This window comes from Salinivibrio sp. PR5, assembly GCF_001996085.1.
Lineage (GTDB): Bacteria > Pseudomonadota > Gammaproteobacteria > Enterobacterales > Vibrionaceae > Salinivibrio > Salinivibrio proteolyticus.
Map to the genome: position 1 here is coordinate 198369 of NZ_MUFK01000001.1, position 14695 is coordinate 213063.

Below are 14695 nucleotides of genomic sequence, written 5' to 3' on the forward strand. Positions count from 1 at the left end.
GCGAAATTAGTAATTTTTGGCAGTAGAGTAAACACTCAATACAAAAAAGAAATGATAAAAGTAGGGGTTTTGTTTAAACATCAACATCGAAACGTTGAGAATAACGCGCTGAATTATTGAGTGATTTGATAATTATTAGGTGATAAATCTGGCAAAAAATAAAAGTCAGAAATGAGAAGGCACGCTAAGCCTAAACATGATGGCAGACGGTAAAACTGTAAGCGGTGGCCGAGACAATCGGCCACCGTTGGGTCAGGCGAAGTCTTAGAAGGTGTAATTCAAGCCCAAAAAGGCTTGATGGGTGTCTTCAAAGGTAATGCGTTGGCCTAGCAAGACATTGTCGTCTTTTTCGAGTTTTTCGTAGCGGTAGCCAAGCTCGAGACTGAAATGATCGGTAAATTCGTGACCAATACCGGCGCTGATACCGGTTGCGCGTCCATCGGTCTTTGTTCGCCCTTTTAGTGTTTCGCCCATAGCGCTAGCAGAGTATTGAACCTCGTTGTCGTAGTGACCAATTCGTGCCCCAATACTGAGATAGTTTTTTGGCATAAAGTGGTACAGGTAGTCAGCGCCCACACCGTACTGGTAACCTTCTCTACTTAACTCTGCGCTTAAATTTTTGTTATTTAAAGACAGGTTATACGAGACTTCGGTTTCAATATTACGTTGTAAGTAACCGTACACCCGCAGGTTTTGGCCAAAATAGCTGCCGACTTTCAACGTTGCCATACCGCCATCATCAATATCGTTTGCACGTTGTTTGGCTGTATCGCTACTGGTGTCGCTACCAAAGCGAATATAGCCAAGCTCACCGCCTACATAGAGGCTGCTTTCAATATCCCAATGCCATGTTGATGTGAAGTGATAGTCATCATCGTTTATTGAAAGCGGGGAAGGCGTTGTTGCTTTTTGTGGCATGGTTTTGAGCGCTTGAATGACTTGCTCTTGCTGAGTTTTAGTCATATCAGCCCATGTTGCTGGTGCAATAAAGAGGCTGAACAGTGCAAGCGACATGTACTTCATTTTCATGGGTAGCTTCTTTTCTCAATGGTTAGGTTGGGGTCCCATCCATAGGGTTGTTGTGACTGATTGTTATGTGATCCGTGTCAAAAAGCGGCGGGAGTATATAGCGGGTTAGTGGAGGGCGCAATCTATATTTTTTGCATCTAAACTTTTGTAATTATTGAGTTAAAAAGCCGCTGGCAAGGCAGCGGCTAACAGGCAGTTAGATACCGTCGCGTTCCAGCGGACAGCTCATGCAGCGCGCGCCGCCGCGGCCTCGTCCGAGCTGATCTCCGGGCACAGATAATACCTTGATACCTGCTTTATCATATTTTTCATTGGTGTAGGTATTGCCTTCGTAGCCAATGACAACGCCGGGGCGTACGGTTAGCACGTTATTGGCATCGTTCCATTGCTCACGCTCGGCCGCGTAGCTATCACCACCGGTGGTAATGATATTGAGTGGGCCAACATCCAGCGCTTTTTCAATCGCAGTGAGATAGCAAGATTGCGCTTCCACGTTCAGGCTATCTTCCCCTTTGCGGGTTAAGCGCCAGCATGGCAAATCAGGACGCATCACGGTGGGGTAGACCGAGAAGGTATGCACATCCATATGGGTCATTACGGTATCAAGGTGCATACACGAGCGGCTTTTCGGCAGTTGTACCGCAATTACTTCTTTGGCTTGACCACTAAACAGCAGGCTTCGCGCCAATTGTTCAACCCCTTGAGGCGTAGTGCGCTCCGACATACCAATTAAGACAGCGCCGCGGCCAATCACTAACACATCGCCGCCTTCAATCATGGCGTTGTCGTAATCACGCACTTCATCACCGAGGTAATTAATAAACTGGCTTTCTGCAAATTCGGGATGCCAGCGATAAATGGCGCGCAGGTGATTGGTTTCACGTTGGCGCGCGGATTTTGCCATCGGGTTGAGTGAGACACCGCCATATACCCAGCAGGACGTATCTCGGGTAAATAAGTGGTTCGGGAGTGGCTCAATCACGAAATCGGTTTTGTCGTGCATCGCTTGCATCATTGAAGATGATTGCACGGGCAAATCAATGTAGCTTAATCCGCCGAGTAAAATGTCGGCGAGTGCATTGTGATCGATATCGGCCATGTAGGCGCGCACGTCGTTAGCAAACTGGTAGCCGAGGCGATATTGGTTGAGTTGGGTGTCGAGTAGCCATTGTTTTGCTTCTGGCACGGCGAGGGTTTCAACCAGCAAATCATGAAGCAAATAAACCTGCACCCCTTCGTTGGTTAAGGTGCGGGCGAACATATCATGCTCTTCTCCGGCTCGTTCCACCGCCAGAACATCATCAAATAACAGCTCATGGCAGTTCGATGGCGTCAGGTGGTTTAACGCTCGTTCAGGGCGGTGAAGCAATACCCGCTTCAGTTGCCCAACTTCTGATCCAACGTAAAACTCACTCATGGTAGGTCCTCTTTTTCCTTTCTACGGGCCAGGCAATGAGACAGACTACATCGCCTTACACACGTCATTGTGTGTCACCAGTGGTGCGGGGAGTGCAGGTCTTGCTCGAGGGACGGGCGTGTCTCATGTCCTCCTTGGATGGTCGAATAATGACAACCTTCTGAAAGCAGGTCAATGTTACAATTCACTAACAATCCCAGCGAACTAGCAAGGTCACAGAAAATTCATCAACTTGGCGACTTTCTGGTCAGTTTGCCTTTTTATCAACGTGGCATTTTTTGCTAAACCGTGCCATATTGCGCCCCACATTCACTATTTGGAGTCGCGGCATGTCACTGGCAGAAATGATTCAAGAGCAACAAGAAGATACTCGCATGATTATTGAGGAGCTTCTGGCGGATGGAAGCGATCCGGATGCGCTTTACACTATTGAGCATCACCTATCGGCGGCCACGTTTGCTGAGTTAGAAGATGCCGCTGTTGAGGCATTTAAACTGGGCTTTGAAGTGGCGGAAGCCGAAGAGCTAGAGTTGGAAGAAGGCGGGACCATCGTCTGCTTTGATGCGGTGATGGAAACGGCACTTAATGCCGAGCGTATTGATGAGCAAGTAGAAAAATTGATGACGCTTGCTGAAAAACACGATATCGATTACGACGGCTGGGGCACGTACTTTGAGTCCGGTGAAGACGAAGACGGCGACGACAACGAATAAGTCGGCCATCCATCCTGTTTTAAAAGCCACGATATATCGTGGCTTTTTATTTAATGATGATGCCCCACATGAAGCGGAGCGGGGTTTACCGCATGACGACGCTGCCATACCTTTTCGTGGAAGAAGTAGGCAAGGGTGTTGATGCTTGGCTCAACCAGTGCCAGTGCGCCACCGACTAACCAATCGCCACTGATCACATAGCCCACTAAGAAGGCAACGTTAAAGTGCACCACCGCAAAGCTGGCGGTTTTCACCACGGGACGTGCGCGGCGGCTCAGTTGCCAGAGTTTTTCATGAAGATAAAACGCGCCAGTATTGACGGTGGGCTCTGTCATCGCAATCAAGCTACCTATGATGATATCGCCCGTCAGCACATAGGCCACGGTAAAGGCGATAGAAAAGTGGATAGCGGCAAAGCTTAATGTCTTCTTCATGGTGTAGCTCCTTCGCGGCAACACGCGTTTTATCAACACTGACAGTATGTCGTGTTTATGTCGATAAATAAAAACGGTTCTCACTATCTTTTAGATAGGGCGGAGCTATTAAGTGTGGTGGATTTTTGCTGCGGCGTGCTGAGTGACGGATGGGAGAAAATAAAAAAACCACGCCAGATGGCGTGGTTTATCACGAAGGTCTATCGATTTAAAACGTCCGACGTCAACGCTCGATTTAAAGCGCTGCAATCGTGGTTTTTTGCTCACCCAGTTTGGTGAGGCTGACACGATAGTTGTCGAGTTTTTCGCGCTCTTTGGCGACCACTGCTTCAGGGGCTTTGGAGACAAAACTTTCGTTGCCTAGCTTCCCTTCGATGCGTTTGATCTCGCCTTCTACTTTGGCGATTTCTTTATCCAAGCGCGCCAGTTCGGCATCTTTGTCAATCAGACCCGCCATCGGGATCAAGATTTCTGAGCTACCGACCAAGGCAGAAGCACAGGCTGGTAAAGATTCACTGCCATCCAGTACCTTGAAGCTGCCAAGTTTGGCAAGGGCGTGCAAGGTCGCGCTGTTGGTGTTCGCACGAGCGGCATCGCGTTCATCAGCGGCTTTCAGCATCACCTCAAGCGGCTGGCTTGGCGCAATATCGTACTCAGCACGTAGGTTACGGATGCTAACGATAAACTGCTTCACCCACTCAATGTCTTCTGACGCTTGGGTGTTCACGCGGCTAGCATCAAATTGCGGCAGTGGCTGCTGCATAATGGTATCGCCTTCCACACCGTCAACCAGCGGTTTAACACTTTGCCAAATCGCTTCGGTGATGTAAGGGATCACCGGATGCGCCAGACGCAAGGTTTTTTCCAATACCGTGATCAGGGTATAGCGGGTGGCACGTTGTTGTGCTTCGTCGCCTTTCCACAGGACAGGCTTGGTAAGTTCCAAGTACCAGTCACAGAATTGGTGCCAAATAAACTCATACAACACACCGGCAGCCATATCGAGACGATAGTTGTCGAGGTGAGTATTGAAGTCTTTCGCCGCTTGCTGGAACTGAGATTCAATCCACTGATCAGCCAGTGAGAATTGCATCTCGCCGCCGTTCATGCCGCAATCTTGATCTTCGGTATTCATCAGCACATAGCGGCTGGCGTTCCAAAGTTTGTTACAGAAGTTGCGGTAACCTTCAAGGCGCTTCATGTCCCAGTTGATGTCACGACCGGTAGAGGCCAGCGCTGCGAGGGTAAAACGCAGTGCATCGGTGCCGTGGGCTTCGATGCCGTTTTCAAACGTTTTACGGGTCGCTTTCTCAATTTTTTCAGCCAGCTTTGGTTGCATCATGTTGCCGGTGCGCTTCGCTACCAACTCATCGATGCCAATGCCGTCAATCATGTCGAGAGGGTCAAGGACGTTACCCTTAGATTTTGACATCTTGGCGCCGCTTTCGTCGCGGATAAGGCCGGTCATATAGACCGTCTTAAAGGGCACTTGTGGCTTACCATTTTCATCTTTGATGAAGTGCATGGTCATCATGATCATGCGCGCCACCCAGAAGAAGATGATGTCAAAGCCTGATACCAACACGTCGGTCGGGTGGAAGGTTTTCAGCGCATCGGTGTTCTCTGGCCAGCCTAGGGTGCCAAATGTCCAAAGTGCCGATGAGAACCAAGTATCCAGTACGTCATCGTCTTGGCGCAGCGTTACGTCGTCTGCCAGTTGGTTTTCACGACGGACTTCGTCTTCGTCACGGCCAACATAGACATTGCCTTGGTCGTCGTACCAGGCAGGAATGCGGTGACCCCACCAAAGCTGACGAGAAATACACCAGTCTTGTACGTCACGCATCCACGCAAAGTACATGTTCTCGTATTGTTTTGGTACGAATTGAATGTCGCCATCTTCTACCGCTTTTACGGCAGGCTCTGCCAGTGGTGCAGTACGTACGTACCACTGGTCGGTAAGCATTGGCTCAATGACGACGCCGCCACGATCGCCGTATGGGACAGTGAGGTCGTGATCTTTGATTTCTTCCAATAAACCCAGCGCGTCAAATTCGGCCACGATCGCTTTACGCGCGGCAAAACGCTCCAAACCTTGGTAGTTGGCTGGAATATCGGTTGGGTAAGCATTGCTTGGCTGACCTTTGTGATCAAACACTTCAGCACTGTCGCGGATATCGGCGTTCAGCGTGAGAATGTTGATCATTGGCAGCTGGTGGCGCTGGCCCACTTCATAGTCGTTGAAGTCGTGCGCTGGAGTGATTTTTACACAGCCGGTGCCTTTTTCCATGTCAGCGTGCTCATCGCCCACGATAGGGATACGACGATTCACCACTGGCAGTAACACGTGCTGACCAATCAGGTCTTTGTAGCGCGGGTCTTCTGGGTTAACCGCAACACCGGTATCGCCCAGCATAGTCTCCGGACGGGTGGTGGCAACCACAATGTAGTCTTTGCCTTCGGCTGTTTTCGCGCCATCGGCAAGTGGATAACGGAAATGCCACATGTGGCCTTTCTTGTCTTTGTTTTCCACTTCGAGATCGGAAATCGCGGTGTGCAATTTCGGATCCCAGTTCACCAAACGCTTACCACGATAGATAAGATCTTCTTGGTAAAGGCGAACAAAGACTTCTTTAACGGCATTGGAAAAGCCTTCATCCATGGTGAAGCGCTCGCGATCCCAATCGACAGAGGCACCGAGCCGACGCAACTGTTGCGTGATCGTGCCGCCTGATTCGCCTTTCCATTGCCAGATCTTGTCGACAAATGCGTCACGACCGTAGTCGTGCTTGGTTTTGCCTTCTTCGGCTGCGATCTTACGTTCCACCACCATTTGTGTTGCGATACCGGCATGGTCGGTACCCACTTGCCACAAGGTGTTTTTGCCTTTCATACGCTCGGCACGGATCAAGGTATCCATAATGGTATCTTGGAACGCGTGACCCATATGCAAGCTGCCAGTGACGTTTGGCGGCGGGATCATGATGCTATAGGCATCTTTGCTGGTATCACCATGAGGTCGGAAATAGCCCGCCTCTTCCCAGCGCTGGTACAGCGCTTTTTCAATTGATTGTGGGTTATATGTCTTTTCCATAGCGCTCTTGAAAGATCGTCAAGGTTTGGGCGATTGGTCGATGGCAAGGGTTTGAAGTTGCAGGCCTGCCAGTCGGTATGCTTTATATCGGTGACGCGCGTGCTGTTTGAGCGTCTCATCGCAAGGAACGAAGTCTACCACTTGTGCAAACGAAGGCGCAAAATTTGATGCCTCTGTCGCCAAATTGATTAGCACGCTGCGGTGCCCGGAGTGACGTACACCGGGCCAACCGATTTCTACGGGTGCACCACCTCGTGGTCCTTCTCCTACCAAATTATGGGGAACAAACGTATCGGCGTCGCGCTGCCATAAGGCATCATCCAGTTGATGGGCCTGTTGCTGGTCGCGGGCGGCGAGATAAATACGTTGTCCCTGTTGATAGTAATAGAAGGCCAAATGAATCGCGGTGTCTATTAACGTTTGTTGTTCGCGCGCTTGTTGTTCGGGCGTCAATCCATCGTTAGATGACGCGCCGTCGGGTGGCGCCAACAAATAAAAGGTGGCGGTGGACATATACGCTCCTAAAGTTGAGAAACGGCCTCCGTCCCAAAAGTGTGGTGTCCGGTCAAGCGCGGGATAACCAACATAGCGGATTGTGCGCGCTGACACCAGTGTCGATTAAAGTTCAGACAAAAAAAGGAGGCCGTTTGGCCTCCTTGGCAATTACTCGACCACTTCGAGGCCAGAGCGATTCAATAAGAACTGCACCAGCAAAGGCACCGGGCGGCCGGTTGAGCCTTTTTCCTTGCCGCCGCTTTTCCATGCGGTACCGGCAATATCTAGGTGCGCCCAGTTGTATTTCTTGGCAAAGCGCGACAAGAAACAGCCCGCAGTGATGGTGCCACCACCTTTGCCACCAATGTTGGCCATATCGGCAAAGGGGCTGTCGAGCTGCTCTTGGAACTCGTCAGTCATCGGCAGACGCCAAGCGCGGTCACCCGCTTGCTCAGAGGCATTGATGATTTCATGCGCTAGCGGGTTCTGGTTGGCAATCAAAGCACTGATGTGATGGCTAAGAGCCATGATGCAGGCGCCGGTTAAGGTGGCCACATCAATCACACAGTCTGGCTCATAGCGTTCAACATAAGTCAGGGCGTCACACAAGACTAAACGGCCTTCGGCATCGGTGTTGAGCACTTCCACCGTTTGGCCTGACATAGTGGTGAGAATATCGCCGGGACGATAGGCTTGACCATCAGGCATGTTTTCACAGCCGGCGAGCACACCGACGACGTTAAGCGGTAAGTTGAGCTCGGCAAGGGCACGCATCACCCCAAAGACAGACGCGGCACCGCCCATGTCGTACTTCATTTCGTCCATGCCCGCACCGGGCTTAATGGAAATGCCGCCTGAATCGAAGGTCAGTCCTTTACCGACCAACACAATCGGTTTGGCGTCTGGGTCAGGATGGCCTTTGTATTCCATGATTGACATCATCGACTCGTTTTTCGAGCCACGGCCAACGGCAAGGTAGGAATGCATGCCGAGCTTTTCCATTTCTTGCTCGCCGATGATGCGCGTGGTAACGGTATCAAAGTCGTCGGCTAAACGACGGGCTTGCGAGGCGAGATAGGCAGGGTTAGCCACGTTGGGTGGCATATTGCCCAAATCTTTACACGCGTTGACACCTGAAGAAACGGCTAAGCCATGCGCAATCGCACGTTCACCCAAATTCAATTCACGACGGGTTGGCACATTGAACACCAACTTGCGTAGCGGGCGACGGATTTCTGGCTTCACGCTCTTGAATTGGTTGAAGGTGTAGAGGGTGTCTTTGGTGCTTTCAACGGCTTGACGGACTTTCCAGTAGGTGTCGCGGCCTTTCACGTGCAGCTCGGTTAAGAAGCACACTGCTTCCATCGACCCGGTTTCATTAAGGGTGTTGATGGTTTTTTTGATAATCTCTTTGTATTGGCGCTCGCCAAGTTCGCGCTCTTTACCGCAGCCGACCAGCAGGACACGCTCAGACAGGACGTTCGGGACATGGTGTAGCAGGAGCACTTGGCCTGGCTTGCCTTCCAAGTCACCGCGGCGCAGTAGGGCACTGATATAGCCGTCACTGATTTTGTCGAGTTGCTCGGCGACGGGTGACAGGCGGCGAGGTTCAAATACGCCCACGACAATACAGGCACTGCGTTGCTTTTCGGGGCTACCGCTCTTTACACTGAACTCCATTTGTACTCCTAGATCCTAAAGACAATTGAGACCAAATGTTGGATAATGCCGCCTCTATGTTGTTGAACGCTCTATTGCGCCCGGATCAGCCGGCGGTCAACAAATGGCCGAAAGATTAGAAAACAACTAATTAAACCAGAAACTATAGTTATTCGAGTAAAAAAACAAGTTTTCCATAGGTGCCTTCGCTTTGATAATTGTTCGATATTTGATCCGGGAGACGGTTAAGACACAAGTTGCAGTTTTATTTGTGTTATTTCTGGTCTTTTTTAGCCAAAAGTTTATCCGTGTTCTTGCCAATGCGACAGAAGGGTCGATTCCAAGTGATCAAATTATCACCTTGGTGGGACTCTACATGCCGTCCATGGCAATGTTGATGTTGCCGCTAAGTTTGTACATTGGGATATTGATCACCTTTGGTCGCTTGTACGCGGAAAGTGAAATCACGGTGATGAATGCCACCGGGATTGGTAACGAATTTTTGATCCGCGCTGCATTGTATTTGGCACTGATCACAGGTTCTGTGGCCGCCTTTAATGCGCTATGGCTAACACCTTGGGCCAATAACCAAGAGCTGAAGGTGATGGAGCAACTGGAGGCAGAGTCGGGACTGGAGCTCTTGGTACAAGGCCAGTTCCAGAGTGCACCGTCTGGACAAGCGGTGATTTTTGTCGACAACATCGAAAATGACGGCAAGACCTTGAACCGTATTTTTGTCGCCCAACCTGTGCCCCGCGAGTCGCTGCTGCCCAACGTGGTGGTGTCGGATAAAGGCTATATCTCGGAGTTGCCAGATGGGCGTCAGGTGCTCGATTTAGTCGATGGCACCCGCACCGAAGGGATCCCTAGTCGCCTTGAATATGGGGTGACGACCTATAAAAACTATCAGGTATTGATTGGCCAGCGTGAAGTGCGTGAAAAAAGCCGAGATTGGGACGCGGTGCCGACCTTGCAGCTATTTGGGGAAAGCAGCTTAAAAGCGCGTGCCGAGCTGCAATGGCGGATCTCGCTGGTCCTGTGTATCCCGCTGATGACCATGATTGTGGTCCCGCTGTCATCGGTGAACCCTCGCCAAGGACGCTTTGCCAAGCTCTTCCCGGCGATATTGATTTATCTGGCCTATTTCTTGTCTATCAGTGCAGCAAAATCCGCGGTCGAAGATGGTGATTTACCCGCACAAATTGGTTTGTGGAGTGTTAACGTCGCGGCCTTGTTACTCGCGGTTATTTTAGCCAGTTGGGACTCATTACCTATGCGTAAACTCAAAGCCAGTTTGAAAGGAGCCGCCTGATGTTTCGCATCCTAGATTGGTATATCGGCCGCACCCTGATCGGCACCTCATCACTGTGTTTGGCCACACTGGTTGGGTTATCCGCCATCATCAAGTTCGTCGAACAGCTGCGTTCGGTCGGGGATGGCGCCTACACCATGGGCAAAGCAATTTTCTACGTGCTGCTGAGCATGCCGCGTGACATTGAAATGTTTTTCCCCATGGCAGTATTGCTCGGCGCCCTGATTGGACTTGGGATGCTCGCGTCCAGCTCTGAGCTGGTAGTAATGCAGGCGGCAGGCGTGTCGAAACTGCAAATCGGTATGTCGGTGCTGAAAACCGCGATCCCCTTGATGCTGATTGTCATGGTACTCGGTGAATGGGGCGCGCCTGATGCGCAAAAAGCCGCGCGTGAGTTGCGTTCGATTGCCAAATCCGGTGGGAATGTCATGTCGGTACGACGCGGGGTATGGGCCAAAGATGGCAATGATTTTATTTATATTGCTCGGGCCGACGAGCAAGACAACCTCAATGGCGTAAGCATCTGGAAATTTGATGACAACCAAGTGATGACCAATGTGGTGTTTGCCGAACGTGCCGACTACCTCGATAAAGACAGTTGGATGCTCAAAGATGTCACCATTACGCGCATGCAAAATCACACCGCCTTTACCAATGTGAAGCAAGACCAGCTGGTGTGGAAAACCACGCTCACCCCCGATAAATTGGCGGTGGTGACGGTAAAACCGGAAGAGCTGCCGCTATCTGGCTTGTATAGCTATGTCACCTATCTGAAAGCCTCGCAGCAGGATGCGTCGCGCTATGAGCTCGCGTTGTGGCGAAAAGCGGTGCAGCCGCTGTCGATAGCGGTGATGATGCTGTTGGCACTGAGCTTCGTGTTTGGCCCGCTTCGCAGTGTCACCATGGGCGCTCGGGTACTGTCTGGGGTGATTTTCGGGTTCGGTTTTTATATTGCCAACGAAGTGTTTGGACCGATGAGTTTGGTGTATAAGCTGCCGCCAGCGTTAGGGGCCGTGACGCCGAGTTTGATTTTCTTGGCCGTCACCTTGCTACTGCTTAGACGCAAATTGTAGCCACCGCATCGATACATGACGAAGACAAAAAAGGCCAAGGTATGATTTCCTTGGCCTTTTACATGGATAAGAGCGCAGATATATGAACTAGCGCTGGTCCGTGTACTGAAACGCTTTAATCACCTGATTGACGCCGCGAATATTGCGGGCGATATCGGCGGCTTTATCCGCTTGTGCTTGGGTCACGGCACCGAGAAGAAAGACTTCTCGTGCCTCGGTCACCACTTTGATATTCACGCTGCGCAGAGTGTCATCAGCAACAAGTGCGGCTTTAACGCGGGTCGTGAGCCAGCTGTCGGTACTAATATCAGCCAAGCCCAGCATCGGCGCTTGGCGAATTTGGTTGTAGACCACATCCACATTGTCGAGCGCACGAATGCGGGCAACAAACTCTTCGGTCAATGCCGGATCGGCACTTTGCCCCACCAAGAGAACCTGACCTTGGAAAGCCGCAGCTTTCGCGCGGATCTTATTTCTAAACGGCGGTTTATTGACAATGCCAGCGGTATTGAGACCGATTTGTGTATCTTGCCATTCTTCGCCAGTGGTGCGCGGGTCAGAAGAGTAAACGGCGGAACAAGCCTGTAAGGTAAAGGCGAGTAAAACGGTCAATAACACACGCATGTTTATTCTCCGTGAGAAGGGAAAAGCACCTGGTCAATCAGGTCACACAGGCAGTGCACGGCAAGTAGGTGACCTTCTTGAATACGCGCCGTACGCTGTGAGGGAATGCGAATTTCGACATCTCGCTGGCCAAGCAAGCCTGCCATTTCGCCGCCGTCTTTGCCCGTCATGGCAATGATGGTCATATCGCGCGTCACCGCGGCTTCCATTGATTTAATGATGTCTTTGCTGTTTCCGCTCGTTGAGATGGCGAGGAGCACATCCCCGGCTTGGCCGAGCGCGCGCACTTGCTTGGAAAACACTTCATCGTGGCTGTAATCGTTCGCCACCGCCGTTAACGTGGTGGTGTCTGCGGTCAGCGCTAACGCCGGCAAGCTAGGACGCTCGGTTTCGAAGCGGTTTAGCAAACAGGAGGCGAAATGTTGCGCATTAGCTGCAGAGCCGCCATTGCCACAGCAAAGAATTTTATTTCCATTCAGCAGGCTTTGCACCATCACTTGTGCCGCTTGTGACAGATGCTCTGGGATCGCTTCTGCGGCCGCGATTTGTGTTTGAATACTCTCGGTAAAGCTTTCTTTGATGCTTTCTAGCATTACTTACCCTTCAACGATGTTTTTTATCCAGTTGATTGCTTCAACGTGGCCATCAAAGGTCACAGCGTCAAAGCGAAACTCGGTGTGGTGACTGTGAAAGCCGTGACGTTGCATCCAACGTTCGGCAGCAAGGTACAAGCGGCGGCGTTTGGTGGCGGTGATGCTTGCGGCAGCGCCGCCAAAACCTTTCCCCCGTCGGAAGCGGACTTCGACGAAGACTAAGCACTTGCCCTCTTGCATGATTAAATCCAGCTCGCCGCGGCGGCTATGGGCGTTTTTATCCAGTAAGGTCAGCCCTTGTTGGAGCAGGTATTGGCAAGCATGTTGCTCATAGGCTTGTCCCGTCTCCTTAGTTGGCTGACCTTGCATTACTGGCTTGCTCCGTTATCTGTCGGGGTAACCGGCTCGATATCGGTTTTGCCAAAGCGTGCCCACTGCATTTTACGGTTAATGACGCAATTGTCACCGAGTGACAGTTGCCCGGTTTGACCATTGACCTGATAACCGGGCAGCGCTTGCATCTGAGGCAGGCCGGTTAGGAGGGCGTAAGCATCTACCCCGAGTGCATGTAGGCGCGCGGTATTATTACTTTGCGCTGGGTGGCGACGCGCATGTTGCTGGTGCGCTTCGCTGTCTGGGCTGATCAGAAGGGGGACATCGCTAAACTCAATGCCTTGTAACTCGCCCAGTTGTCCCATGCCATCGGCGCGGTTGTTGCTGCGTGAGCTGGCATACAGTTTAGGCGGAACCACATCAGGATTAATCGCCACTTCGATGAAAGGTTTCAACAAGGTCAGATCGGCGGCACCGGCTACCATGTAAACCGCATCGATATCGCGGCGACTTCTTGGCTGCGATAACAAGGGCAGATCGGTCAGCTGTTTCATTTGCTGAATACGGCGCTGACTCCCGTCTAATCCGAAAATGGATTGAATGCGGGCTTGCATGCCACTGCGATCACCAAAGGCAGCTTGCTCCGCTTGGGTGTCCGTTAAAGCCTGCCAGCGGGTGGAAAACGCTTCGCTCATGCGACGCCCAAAGGTGGAGTCAGGATACAGCACCATCGGGAACTGATAACCTTGGTTATAAAGATGATCGGCGGCTTGTGCTGCTTCTTGCTCGGGAGAAAGGGTGAAATAACACACACCGGGAGTGAAACTATCATCGTTGGGCTGGTTCAATGCCAACAAAGGCACTTGACCGGCGATTGCCTCACTGACTGCGGCGACCATGTGTTTTTGGAGCGGGCCAACCACAAAGTCGAGACGATCGTCTTGCACGCGCTGTTCAAGGGCCTGCATATCGAGCGCATTGGTGTCGTAGAAAAACACCGTCGGCTTTTGCTCACTCTTGTCATCGAGCATGGCTTCAACAAAGCCGTCGCGAATGGCATCCCCTTGTTCGGCAAACTTGTCACTCAGTGGCAGCATCACACCGACACGTGTTGGTTGGGTGATGGTAAGCGACTGAATATCTGCCAAGTTGTCAGGCAAGTACCGATTGGCCGGATGCGCGGGGTGCTGGCTCAAGTAATCATTAAGCGCGGTTTGCATTTGAGCTGGATCGCGGCTGTAGCGCCGTGCAATGTCTAGCAAGCGAACCCAACCGGCGAGAATGTCATCATCGCCGCTTTCAATCCGTTTCACTTCGCGCTGGTTTAATTGCTGCAAATCTTGCCACAAAGTATTCCACGCTTGGCGAGCCTCGTTACCTTCCAAATAGCCAGCGGCCAAGCGTTGGTTGGTCACCGCGGCGAAGGCATTGCTTTGCTGACGCGCAATGGTGGCTTTTTGACGATAAAAACGCGCGCGCTGCTCGGCACTCAACTGCCAACTTGGGTTGAGGGTGAGTGCTTCGTCAGCTTGAGGGAGCTTGCCGGTTTCCGCTAAAAAGCGCGCCCGTGTCAGCGTCCACTCGATCTGTTGATCGGTGGTAAGAGGGCGTCGCTCCAAGCGTTGCAGCAAAACGTCTGCTTGGTTGAACTGTTGCTCGTTAATGAGCGCCTTGATTGCCAGTAAAAACCAGTCATTTTGCTGGTTGCCTTCACTGGTTTCTGCTTGTAGCAGGTAGAAGGTTGAGTTCTCCTTCGCCGGTTGACTGATCGTATGGCGAGCTGTGGGTCCTGTGGTTGGCGCGCTACAGGCCGCCAGTGCCAACGCCAAGGCTACAGGCGTGACAAGTCGTGTTACACTTTGACGCTTCTGGGTAAGTTTAAGCATGAACATGTTTCAACCGTGACAACGTTGCCCCTA

At 51.5% G+C, this 14695-nt stretch carries 13 protein-coding genes; 3 read left to right on the plus strand and 10 right to left on the minus strand.

The genetic code is table 11. The features are described from left to right. Window positions 1-264: 264 nt before the first annotated feature. The gene (locus BZG82_RS00900) at window positions 265-1029 is read right to left on the minus strand and encodes an outer membrane beta-barrel protein (protein WP_077764962.1); all 765 of its coding nucleotides are present in this window, start codon (window positions 1027-1029) and stop codon (window positions 265-267) included. 196 nt (window positions 1030-1225) lie between these two features. Next, a complete protein-coding gene (arcA, locus tag BZG82_RS00905; protein ID WP_069587982.1) occupies window positions 1226-2446 on the minus strand; it encodes an arginine deiminase in 1221 nt (406 codons plus the stop codon). A gap of 329 nt (window positions 2447-2775) precedes the next feature. Here arcA and rraB point away from each other — a divergent pair, with 329 nt between their 5' ends. Continuing rightward, window positions 2776-3159, plus strand: coding sequence for a ribonuclease E inhibitor RraB (rraB, locus tag BZG82_RS00910; RefSeq protein ID WP_077455376.1), 384 nt, complete (start codon window positions 2776-2778; stop codon window positions 3157-3159). 50 nt (window positions 3160-3209) lie between these two features. Here the strand turns inward: rraB and BZG82_RS00915 are convergent, their stop codons facing one another. The 4 genes from BZG82_RS00915 to pepA all read right to left on the minus strand — a co-directional run bounded on the left by BZG82_RS00915 (window position 3210) and on the right by pepA (window position 8862). Further along, window positions 3210-3593, minus strand: a complete 384-nt coding sequence (locus BZG82_RS00915; RefSeq protein ID WP_077764963.1) for a DUF2061 domain-containing protein — start codon at window positions 3591-3593, stop codon at window positions 3210-3212. A gap of 235 nt (window positions 3594-3828) precedes the next feature. Next, the gene (locus BZG82_RS00920; RefSeq protein WP_077662355.1) at window positions 3829-6687 is read right to left on the minus strand and encodes a valine--tRNA ligase; all 2859 of its coding nucleotides are present in this window, start codon (window positions 6685-6687) and stop codon (window positions 3829-3831) included. Window positions 6688-6705: 18 nt separating this feature from the next. Further along, window positions 6706-7200, minus strand: coding sequence for a DNA polymerase III subunit chi (locus BZG82_RS00925; RefSeq protein WP_077764964.1), 495 nt, complete (start codon window positions 7198-7200; stop codon window positions 6706-6708). Window positions 7201-7350: 150 nt separating this feature from the next. Beyond that, window positions 7351-8862, minus strand: a complete 1512-nt coding sequence (gene pepA, locus BZG82_RS00930) for a leucyl aminopeptidase (RefSeq protein WP_077662354.1) — start codon at window positions 8860-8862, stop codon at window positions 7351-7353. Between the two features lie 190 nt (window positions 8863-9052). On the opposite strand from pepA, the gene lptF reads away from it, so the two are divergent. After that, entirely contained in the window at window positions 9053-10153 is a 1101-nt protein-coding gene (gene lptF, locus BZG82_RS00935) for an LPS export ABC transporter permease LptF (RefSeq protein WP_077480323.1), read from the plus strand. Next, window positions 10153-11226: an LPS export ABC transporter permease LptG gene (lptG, locus tag BZG82_RS00940; protein WP_069586583.1), complete on the plus strand. Its 1074-nt coding sequence runs from the start codon at window positions 10153-10155 to the stop codon at window positions 11224-11226. The genes lptF and lptG overlap by 1 nt, the downstream gene beginning before the upstream one ends. 87 nt (window positions 11227-11313) lie before the next feature. Here the strand turns inward: lptG and BZG82_RS00945 are convergent, their stop codons facing one another. From BZG82_RS00945 to BZG82_RS00960, 4 genes are read right to left on the minus strand one after another with little or no spacing between them, the layout of a single operon-like run. Then, window positions 11314-11850 (minus strand): BON domain-containing protein, encoded by a 537-nt coding sequence (locus BZG82_RS00945; RefSeq protein WP_069586584.1) that lies wholly within the window; start codon window positions 11848-11850, stop codon window positions 11314-11316. A gap of 2 nt (window positions 11851-11852) precedes the next feature. Continuing rightward, window positions 11853-12443: a phosphoheptose isomerase gene (locus BZG82_RS00950; RefSeq protein WP_069586585.1), complete on the minus strand. Its 591-nt coding sequence runs from the start codon at window positions 12441-12443 to the stop codon at window positions 11853-11855. Between the two features lie 3 nt (window positions 12444-12446). Next, the gene (locus BZG82_RS00955; RefSeq protein WP_069586586.1) at window positions 12447-12812 is read right to left on the minus strand and encodes a YraN family protein; all 366 of its coding nucleotides are present in this window, start codon (window positions 12810-12812) and stop codon (window positions 12447-12449) included. Further along, complete coding sequence (locus tag BZG82_RS00960) at window positions 12812-14662, minus strand: penicillin-binding protein activator (RefSeq protein ID WP_241837334.1); 1851 nt, start codon at window positions 14660-14662, stop codon at window positions 12812-12814. Before BZG82_RS00960 ends, BZG82_RS00955 begins: the two co-directional genes overlap by 1 nt. Between the last annotated feature and the right edge of the window lie 33 nt (window positions 14663-14695).

Excerpts from the sequence above, each read along its gene's own strand:
- BZG82_RS00900 (WP_077764962.1), bottom strand. The coding sequence starts at position 1,029 with ATGAAAATGAAGTACATGTCGCTTGCACTGTTCAGCCTCTTTATTGCA.
- arcA (WP_069587982.1), bottom strand. The coding sequence starts at position 2,446 with ATGAGTGAGTTTTACGTTGGATCAGAAGTTGGGCAACTGAAGCGGGTA.
- rraB (WP_077455376.1), top strand. The coding sequence starts at position 2,776 with ATGTCACTGGCAGAAATGATTCAAGAGCAACAAGAAGATACTCGCATG.
- BZG82_RS00915 (WP_077764963.1), bottom strand. The coding sequence starts at position 3,593 with ATGAAGAAGACATTAAGCTTTGCCGCTATCCACTTTTCTATCGCCTTT.
- BZG82_RS00920 (WP_077662355.1), bottom strand. The coding sequence starts at position 6,687 with ATGGAAAAGACATATAACCCACAATCAATTGAAAAAGCGCTGTACCAG.
- BZG82_RS00925 (WP_077764964.1), bottom strand. The coding sequence starts at position 7,200 with ATGTCCACCGCCACCTTTTATTTGTTGGCGCCACCCGACGGCGCGTCA.
- pepA (WP_077662354.1), bottom strand. The coding sequence starts at position 8,862 with ATGGAGTTCAGTGTAAAGAGCGGTAGCCCCGAAAAGCAACGCAGTGCC.
- lptG (WP_069586583.1), top strand. The coding sequence starts at position 10,153 with ATGTTTCGCATCCTAGATTGGTATATCGGCCGCACCCTGATCGGCACC.
- BZG82_RS00945 (WP_069586584.1), bottom strand. The coding sequence starts at position 11,850 with ATGCGTGTGTTATTGACCGTTTTACTCGCCTTTACCTTACAGGCTTGT.
- BZG82_RS00950 (WP_069586585.1), bottom strand. The coding sequence starts at position 12,443 with ATGCTAGAAAGCATCAAAGAAAGCTTTACCGAGAGTATTCAAACACAA.
- BZG82_RS00955 (WP_069586586.1), bottom strand. The coding sequence starts at position 12,812 with ATGCAAGGTCAGCCAACTAAGGAGACGGGACAAGCCTATGAGCAACAT.
- BZG82_RS00960 (WP_241837334.1), bottom strand. The coding sequence starts at position 14,662 with ATGCTTAAACTTACCCAGAAGCGTCAAAGTGTAACACGACTTGTCACG.